Below are 6388 nucleotides of genomic sequence, written 5' to 3'. Positions count from 1 at the left end.
GCGGTGCTGCCGCGCCTGCACGGCGCGTTCGCGCTGGCGGTGCTGTTCCGCGGCGAGCCCGACCTGCTGATCGCGGCGCGGCTCGGCGCGCCGCTGACCGTCGGCTATGGCGAAGGCGAGAATTATCTCGGCTCGGACGCGCACGCGCTGGCGCCGCTCACCCGGCGCATCGCCTATCTGGACGAGGGCGACTGGGCCGCCGTCAGCCGCGACACTATCGAGATCTACGATCGCGCCAACACGCGCGTCGAACGGCCGATCGTCGACTCGGGCGAGACGGTCGAGGTGATCGACAAGGGCAACTACCCGCATTTCATGCTCAAGGAGATCTACGAGCAGCCGGTCGTGGTCGCGCAGACGCTGCGCTCGTACCTGCAGCGGATGGACGAGCGGGTGACGCTGCCCATCCCCGATTTCGACCTCGCCAACATCCGCCGGCTGACGATCGTCGCGTGCGGGACGAGCTTCTATGCCGGGCTGGTCGCCAAATACTGGTTCGAGCAGTTCGCGCGCGTCCCCGTCGACATCGATGTGGCGAGCGAGTTCCGCTATCGCGCGCCGATCCTGGAGCCGGGCGGGCTCGCGCTGTTCATCTCGCAATCAGGCGAGACGGCGGACACGCTGGCGGCGCTCCAGCACGCGCGCGGCGAGGGGCAGAAGATCGCGGTGGTGGTCAACGTGCCGACCTCCACCATGGCGCGCGAGGCGGACCTGCTGCTGCCGACGCATGCCGGGCCGGAGATCGGCGTCGCCTCCACCAAGGCGTTCACCTGCCAGCTGGCGGTGCTCGCCGCATTGGTCGCTAACTTCGCTCGCGCGCGCGGGCATCTGTCACCCGACAAGGAGCATGCGATCGTGCGGCACCTGGCGGAAGCGCCGGAGGCGCTGAACGCCGCGCTGGCGCAGGACGAGGCGATCGCGGCGATGGCGCACACGGTCGCGGGCGCGCGCGACGTGCTGTATCTGGGGCGCGGCACCGATTACCCGCTGGCGCTGGAAGGCGCGCTGAAGCTCAAGGAGATCAGCTATATCCATGCCGAGGGCTATGCCGCCGGCGAGATGAAGCACGGGCCGATCGCGCTAATCGACGACGCCGTGCCCGTCATCGTGATCGCGCCCAGCGGGCCGCTGTTCGACAAGACGGTGAGCAACATGGCCGAGGTGCAGGCGCGCGGCGGCCAAGTCGTGCTGATCAGCGACGCGGCCGGGATCGCGGCGGCGGGCGCCGGGGCGATCGCGACGATCACCATGCCGCCCGTCCACCCGCTGATCGCGCCGCTGGTCTATGCGGTGCCGGTGCAGTTGCTCGCCTACCATGTCGCGGTGGCGAAGGGCACCGACGTGGATCAGCCGCGCAACCTCGCCAAATCGGTTACCGTGGAGTAGCGCCGCCGCTGGCGACCCGCTCGCCCGTCGCGGTCAGGCCCATATTCTCCAGCATCGGCCCGATCTCCGGATCGCGGCCATAGAAGGCGCGGAACATCGGCGCGTAATCCTGCGAATGGCCTTGCGAGAGGACCAAGTCGCGAAAGCGCTGACCGTTGGCGCGGGTCAGACCGCCATGGCGCTCGAACCAGGCCGCGCTGTCGGTCGCCAGCATCTTGGTCCACTGATAGGCGTAATAGCCGGCCGAATAGCCGTTCGACCAGATGTGGAGGAAGTAGCTGGAGCGGTAGCGGGTCGGCACGTCGGCGGTGTCGAGGCCGGTCGCGGCCAGTGCCTTGGCCTCGAACGCGTCGACATCCTGCTTCGGCGCGCTCGCGGGGAGCGCGTGCCAGCTCATGTCCAGCTCCGCCGCCGCCGTCGCCTGGCCGACGTTCCAGCCGGCGTTGAAGCCCGTCGCCTGCTTGAGCTTGGCGACCAGCGCGGCCGGGATCGGCTGACCGGTGCGGTAATGCACGGCATAGTGGGAGAGCAGCCCGGCATCGAGCGCCCAATGCTCGTTGAACTGCGATGGATATTCGACGAAATCGCGCGCGGTGTTGGTGCCCGAGATGCTGGGATAGGTCTGGTTCGCGAACAGCCCGTGCAGGCCGTGGCCGAACTCGTGGAACATCGTGACCACGTCGTCGGCGCTGATCAGCGCCGGCTGGCCGGGCGCGGGCTTGGTGAAATTATAGACGTTGAAGATCACCGGCTTGGTGCCGAGCAGTTTCGATTGGCCGACCAGATTGGACATCCAGGCGCCGCCCTGCTTGTTGTCGCGCTTGAACGGATCGAAATAGGCGAGGCCCAGCGGCCGTCCGTCCGCCTCGGACACCTCAAAGACCATCACGTCCGGCTGCCAGACGGGGATGTCGGTCCGCTGCTTGAAGGTGACGCCGTACAGCGCGGTGGCGGCGCGGAACACGCCCTCGGTCAGCACGCGATGCAGCTCGAAATAGGGCTTCAGCTCGTCCTGGTTCAGGTCGAAGCGCGCCTTGCGCAGCTTCTCGGTGTAGAACTGCCAGTCCCAGGGCTGGATCGCGCCCTGGCCACCATCGCGCGCGAACAGCGCCTGAAGCTCGCCCGCCTCGCGCTTCTGCTCGACCGCGAGCGGCCGGCCGAGCTGTTGCAGGAAGCCGAGCGCGGTCGCCGGCGTACGGGCCATCTGATCGGACAGCACATAATCGGCCCAGCTCGGGAAGCCGAGCAGCGCCGCCTTGCGCGCGCGCAGCTGCGCCAAGGTGGCGATCGTGCCGCGCGTGTCGTTCGCGTCGCCCTGCTGCGCGCGCATGACCGAGGCGGTGAACAGCGCATGGCGCGTGGCGCGGTCGGTCAGCGCGGCGAGCAGCGGCTGTTCCGTCGTGTTCTGGAGCGCGAGCACCCATTTGCCGGTCAGGCCGCGTGTCCGCGCCGCCGTCGCGGCGGCGGCGATGTCGGCGTCGGACAGCCCGGCCAGCTTCGCCTTGTCGTTGACGACCAGCCCGCCCGCCTTGGCCGCCGCGAGCAGCTGGTGCTGGAACTGCGTCTCCAGCGTCGACAGCTGGGCGTTGATCGCGCTCAGCGCCTGCTTGTCCGTTGGCGACAGCCGCGCGCCGGCGCGGACCATGTTCTGGTAGGTGAGAGTCAGCACCTGGAGCTGTTCGGGCGACAGGCCCAGTGCGGTTCGTCGATCGTAGAGCGCGCCGATGCGCGCGAAGAGCCTGGGGTCGAGCTCGATCGCATCGCGGTGCGCGGCGAATTTGGGCGCGAGCGCGGTCTCGGCCGCCTGCAGCGCGTCGTCGGTGTTGGCGCCGGTCACCGCCGAGAAAGCGAGGTTCGCCCGCGCCAGCAGTCGACCCGATCGCTCCATCGCCGCGATCGTGTTGTCGAAGGTCGGCGCGGCGGGATCGGCGTCGATCCGCGCGATCTCGGCGAGCTGCTCGGCCATGCCCGCCTCGATTGCGGGCTGATAATCGGTGTCGGTGATCCGGTCGAACGGCACGGTGCCATAGGGCAGAGTGGAAGGCGCGGCGAACGGGTTGCTGGCGGGCAGGCCCTGCGCGATCGCCGCCGTGGAGAGCATGGCCAGCGAGACGACGGCGAGAGAACGCATGGGTGGCTCCGTGATGATGGCGGTGCGCGATGCACTTGGGCGCCGGCCGACTGCGTAGCGAGGTCGCCGCCGTCGCGAAAGGTCCGCCGGTCGCCGAACGTAAAGATATACTATATCCTGTGCTTGAGCGATCTTGGGCGGGATTGAGCCGGGACGGACGAGCGAGGGCCGAGAACTGGTGAATGGCGGCTGGTGTCCGGGCATGACTTGGCTAGACTGTCGCCGACGAATCCGTCGAAAGGGCCGCACATGATCCGCTTTTCCTCGCTGGCGCTGGTCGCCGCCCTGCTCTGCGGCACCGCGCCCGTCGACGCGCAGACGCTCCGGCCGGACCAGGCCAGCTTCCGCGCGCTCTACAAGGAGCTGGTCGAGACCAACACGACGCTGTCGTCGGGCAGCTGCACGCTGGCGGCGGAGCGGATGGCGGCGCATCTGCGCGCCGCCGGCTACACGGATCGCGACCTGACGCTGTTCAGCGCGCCCGATCATCCCAAGGAGGGCGGCCTCGTCGCGGTGCTGCCCGGCGCGGATCCGAAGGCCAAGCCGATCCTGTTGCTCGCGCACATCGACGTGGTCGAGGCCAGGCGCGAGGATTGGACGCGCGATCCGTTCACCTTCATCGAGGAGAACGGCTTCTTCTACGCGCGCGGCGTATCGGACGACAAGGTGCAGGCGGCGATCTTCACCGACACGATGGCGCGGCTGCACGGGCAGACGCGGCCGCGCCGGACGGTGAAGCTGGCACTGACCTGCGGCGAGGAGACGACGGGCGCGTTCAACGGCGCGCAGTGGCTGACGCAGAACAAGCGCGACTTGATCGACGCCGAGTTCGCGCTCAACGAGGGCGGCGGCGGCCGGCTGGACGCACAGGGCAAGCCGCTGGCGCTGGGCATCCAGGTGAGCGAGAAGGTCTATCAGGACTTCACGCTGGAGGCGACCAACCCCGGCGGCCATTCGTCGCTGCCGCGCCCGGACAACGCGATCTACCAGCTCGCGACCGCCTTGGGCCATGTGCAGGCGTATAAATTCCCGGTGATGGTCGACGACACGACGCGCGCCTTCTGGACGGGAACGGCGAAGATCGTGCCCTCGCTCGCCGCCGCGATGAACGCGGTCGCCGCCAATCCGCAGGACAAGCTGGCGGAGGCGCTGCTCGGGCGCGACCCGCTGTTCAACTCGACGCTGCGAACGACGTGCATCCCGACGCTGCTGGAGGGCGGACACGCGCAGAACGCGCTGCCGCAGCGGGCACGGGCCAACGTCAACTGCCGCATCTTCCCCGGCGTGCCGATCGATACGGTGCAGGCGACGCTGACGCAGCTGGTCGCCGCCGAGGGCGTGACGGTCACTGCGAAGAACCGCGAGGGCAAGCCGATCGGCCACCCCGCGCCGCTCAGCGCCGCCGTGGTCGGGCCGGCGACCACGCTGGGCCACGAGATGTATCCGGGGCTGCCGCTGATCCCCAACATGTCGACCGGCGCCAGCGACTCGATCTATCTCGCCGCCGCCGGCATCCCCTCCTATGGCGTGCCCGGCATCCTGTATGAATATGATGGCGGCGGCATCCACGGGCTGAACGAGCATATCCGCGTCAAGTCGGTCTATGACGGCCGGGACTACCTCTTCCGCCTGATCCAGCGCTACGCCGACGCGACCTAGACTGGCGGAGCGCGCTTCCCCTCGTCGCCCCGGCTCAAGGCTGGGGCGACGGAGCAAGATCAACCCTAACGCGCGGTCGCGACGTTGTTCTTGCGGTCGCGGTCGGGAAGGCGGTGGTCCGGATCCAGCTCGGCGCGGGTGACGTGGCCGGCGGGGACGGGCACCGCGATCGACGCCTGCCGGATCCAGGTCTCGGCGGGGAGGCGCAGGTCGGTCGCGTGGCCGTCGGCATAGGTGACGCGCAACGTCGCGGGCATGACGAGCTTGTCGCGCGCCTCGACGCGGACCAGCGGCGCGCCCGTCCTGGTCGCCTCGATGCCGGCGACCGCCAGGTCCATCTGCCAATTGTTCTGATACCAGCCGCGCCACCAGTAGCTCAGGTCCTCGCCCGCGTCGCTTTCCATCGCGCGGAAGAAGTCCGCCGGCTTGGGGTGCTTGAACGCCCAGGCGGCGATGAAGCGGCGAAAGGCGGGGTCGAACCGCTCGGGCCCGAGGATGTCCTCGCGCAGCAGCTGCAGCCCCAGCGCCGACTTGAAATAGGTCACGGGGTGCCGGTATTGCTCGGTCACCGTATCGGCGCGGCTGAGGATCGGTGGCGCGTCCGGGTCGGCGAGGAGCGGCAGGATCTCGTCGACGGGGTTGCCGCCGCCCGGCGCGAATTCCGGATCGCGCTTGGGCGCATACTCGCCCCGGTGGAAATCGTCGGATTCGTAGATGTCGATGAAGGTGTTGAACCCTTCGTCCATCCAGGCGTGGCGCCGCTCGTCGAAGCCGACCGTCATCGGGAACCAGTCATGCCCGATCTCATGCGCGGTGACCCAGAACAGCTCCTTGCCGCCCTCTTCCGGCGCGTCGAAGACGATCCCGGGATATTCCATTCCGCTCGATGGCCCGGCGACGTTGATCGCGGCGGGGTAGGGATAGGTGAACCAGCGGCGCGACATATTCTCGACCGTGTCCTTCACATATTCGGTCGAACGGCCCCATTTGGTGGTCCCAGCGCTCTCGGGCGGATAATAGGACATCGCCAGCGACGTCGCCCCGCCGGGCAGGCGGATGCGCGCCGCGTCCCAGAGGAAGTCGGCCGACGCGCTCCAGGCGACGTCGCGCGTGCTGTTCATGCGATAATGCCAGGTGCGCGTGCCGGTCGCTGGCCCGAGATCGGCGGGGCCGCGCACCAGCACGGTGGCGTCGCTGGTCGCGGCGCGGGCG

General features: G+C 68.9%; 4 protein-coding genes. 2 read left to right on the top strand and 2 right to left on the bottom strand.

Annotation, left to right across the window (positions count from 1 at the left end; genetic code table 11):
• Positions 1-1386, top strand: a 1386-nt coding sequence (glmS, locus tag HUU95_RS05700) for a glutamine--fructose-6-phosphate transaminase (isomerizing) (protein ID WP_174279229.1), incomplete at its 5' end; no start/stop codon positions are given.
• Here glmS and HUU95_RS05695 read toward each other — a convergent pair.
• Complete coding sequence (locus HUU95_RS05695; RefSeq protein WP_174279228.1) at positions 1373-3517, bottom strand: M3 family metallopeptidase; 2145 nt, start codon at positions 3515-3517, stop codon at positions 1373-1375. The genes glmS and HUU95_RS05695 overlap by 14 nt on opposite strands.
• A 249-nt stretch (positions 3518-3766) precedes the next feature.
• Here HUU95_RS05695 and HUU95_RS05690 point away from each other — a divergent pair, with 249 nt between their 5' ends.
• Entirely contained in the window at positions 3767-5176 is a 1410-nt protein-coding gene (locus tag HUU95_RS05690) for a M20/M25/M40 family metallo-hydrolase (protein WP_174279227.1), read from the top strand.
• A 65-nt stretch (positions 5177-5241) separates the two neighbouring features.
• Here the strand turns inward: HUU95_RS05690 and HUU95_RS05685 are convergent.
• On the bottom strand, positions 5242-6388 hold a 1147-nt coding region (locus HUU95_RS05685), incomplete at its 5' end, for a M1 family aminopeptidase (protein ID WP_302480096.1).

The sequence above is a fragment of the Sphingomonas bacterium genome (genome assembly GCF_903643065.1).
GTDB lineage: Bacteria > Pseudomonadota > Alphaproteobacteria > Sphingomonadales > Sphingomonadaceae > Sphingomonas.
The sequence above is the reverse complement of the archived record's forward strand: the minus strand, read 5'-3'. Positions and strand labels throughout refer to the sequence as shown.

Bases quoted from the DNA above. Each gene is read 5' to 3' on its own strand.
- HUU95_RS05695 (WP_174279228.1), bottom strand. From the start codon at position 3,517: ATGCGTTCTCTCGCCGTCGTCTCGCTGGCCATGCTCTCCACGGCGGCG.
- HUU95_RS05690 (WP_174279227.1), top strand. From the start codon at position 3,767: ATGATCCGCTTTTCCTCGCTGGCGCTGGTCGCCGCCCTGCTCTGCGGC.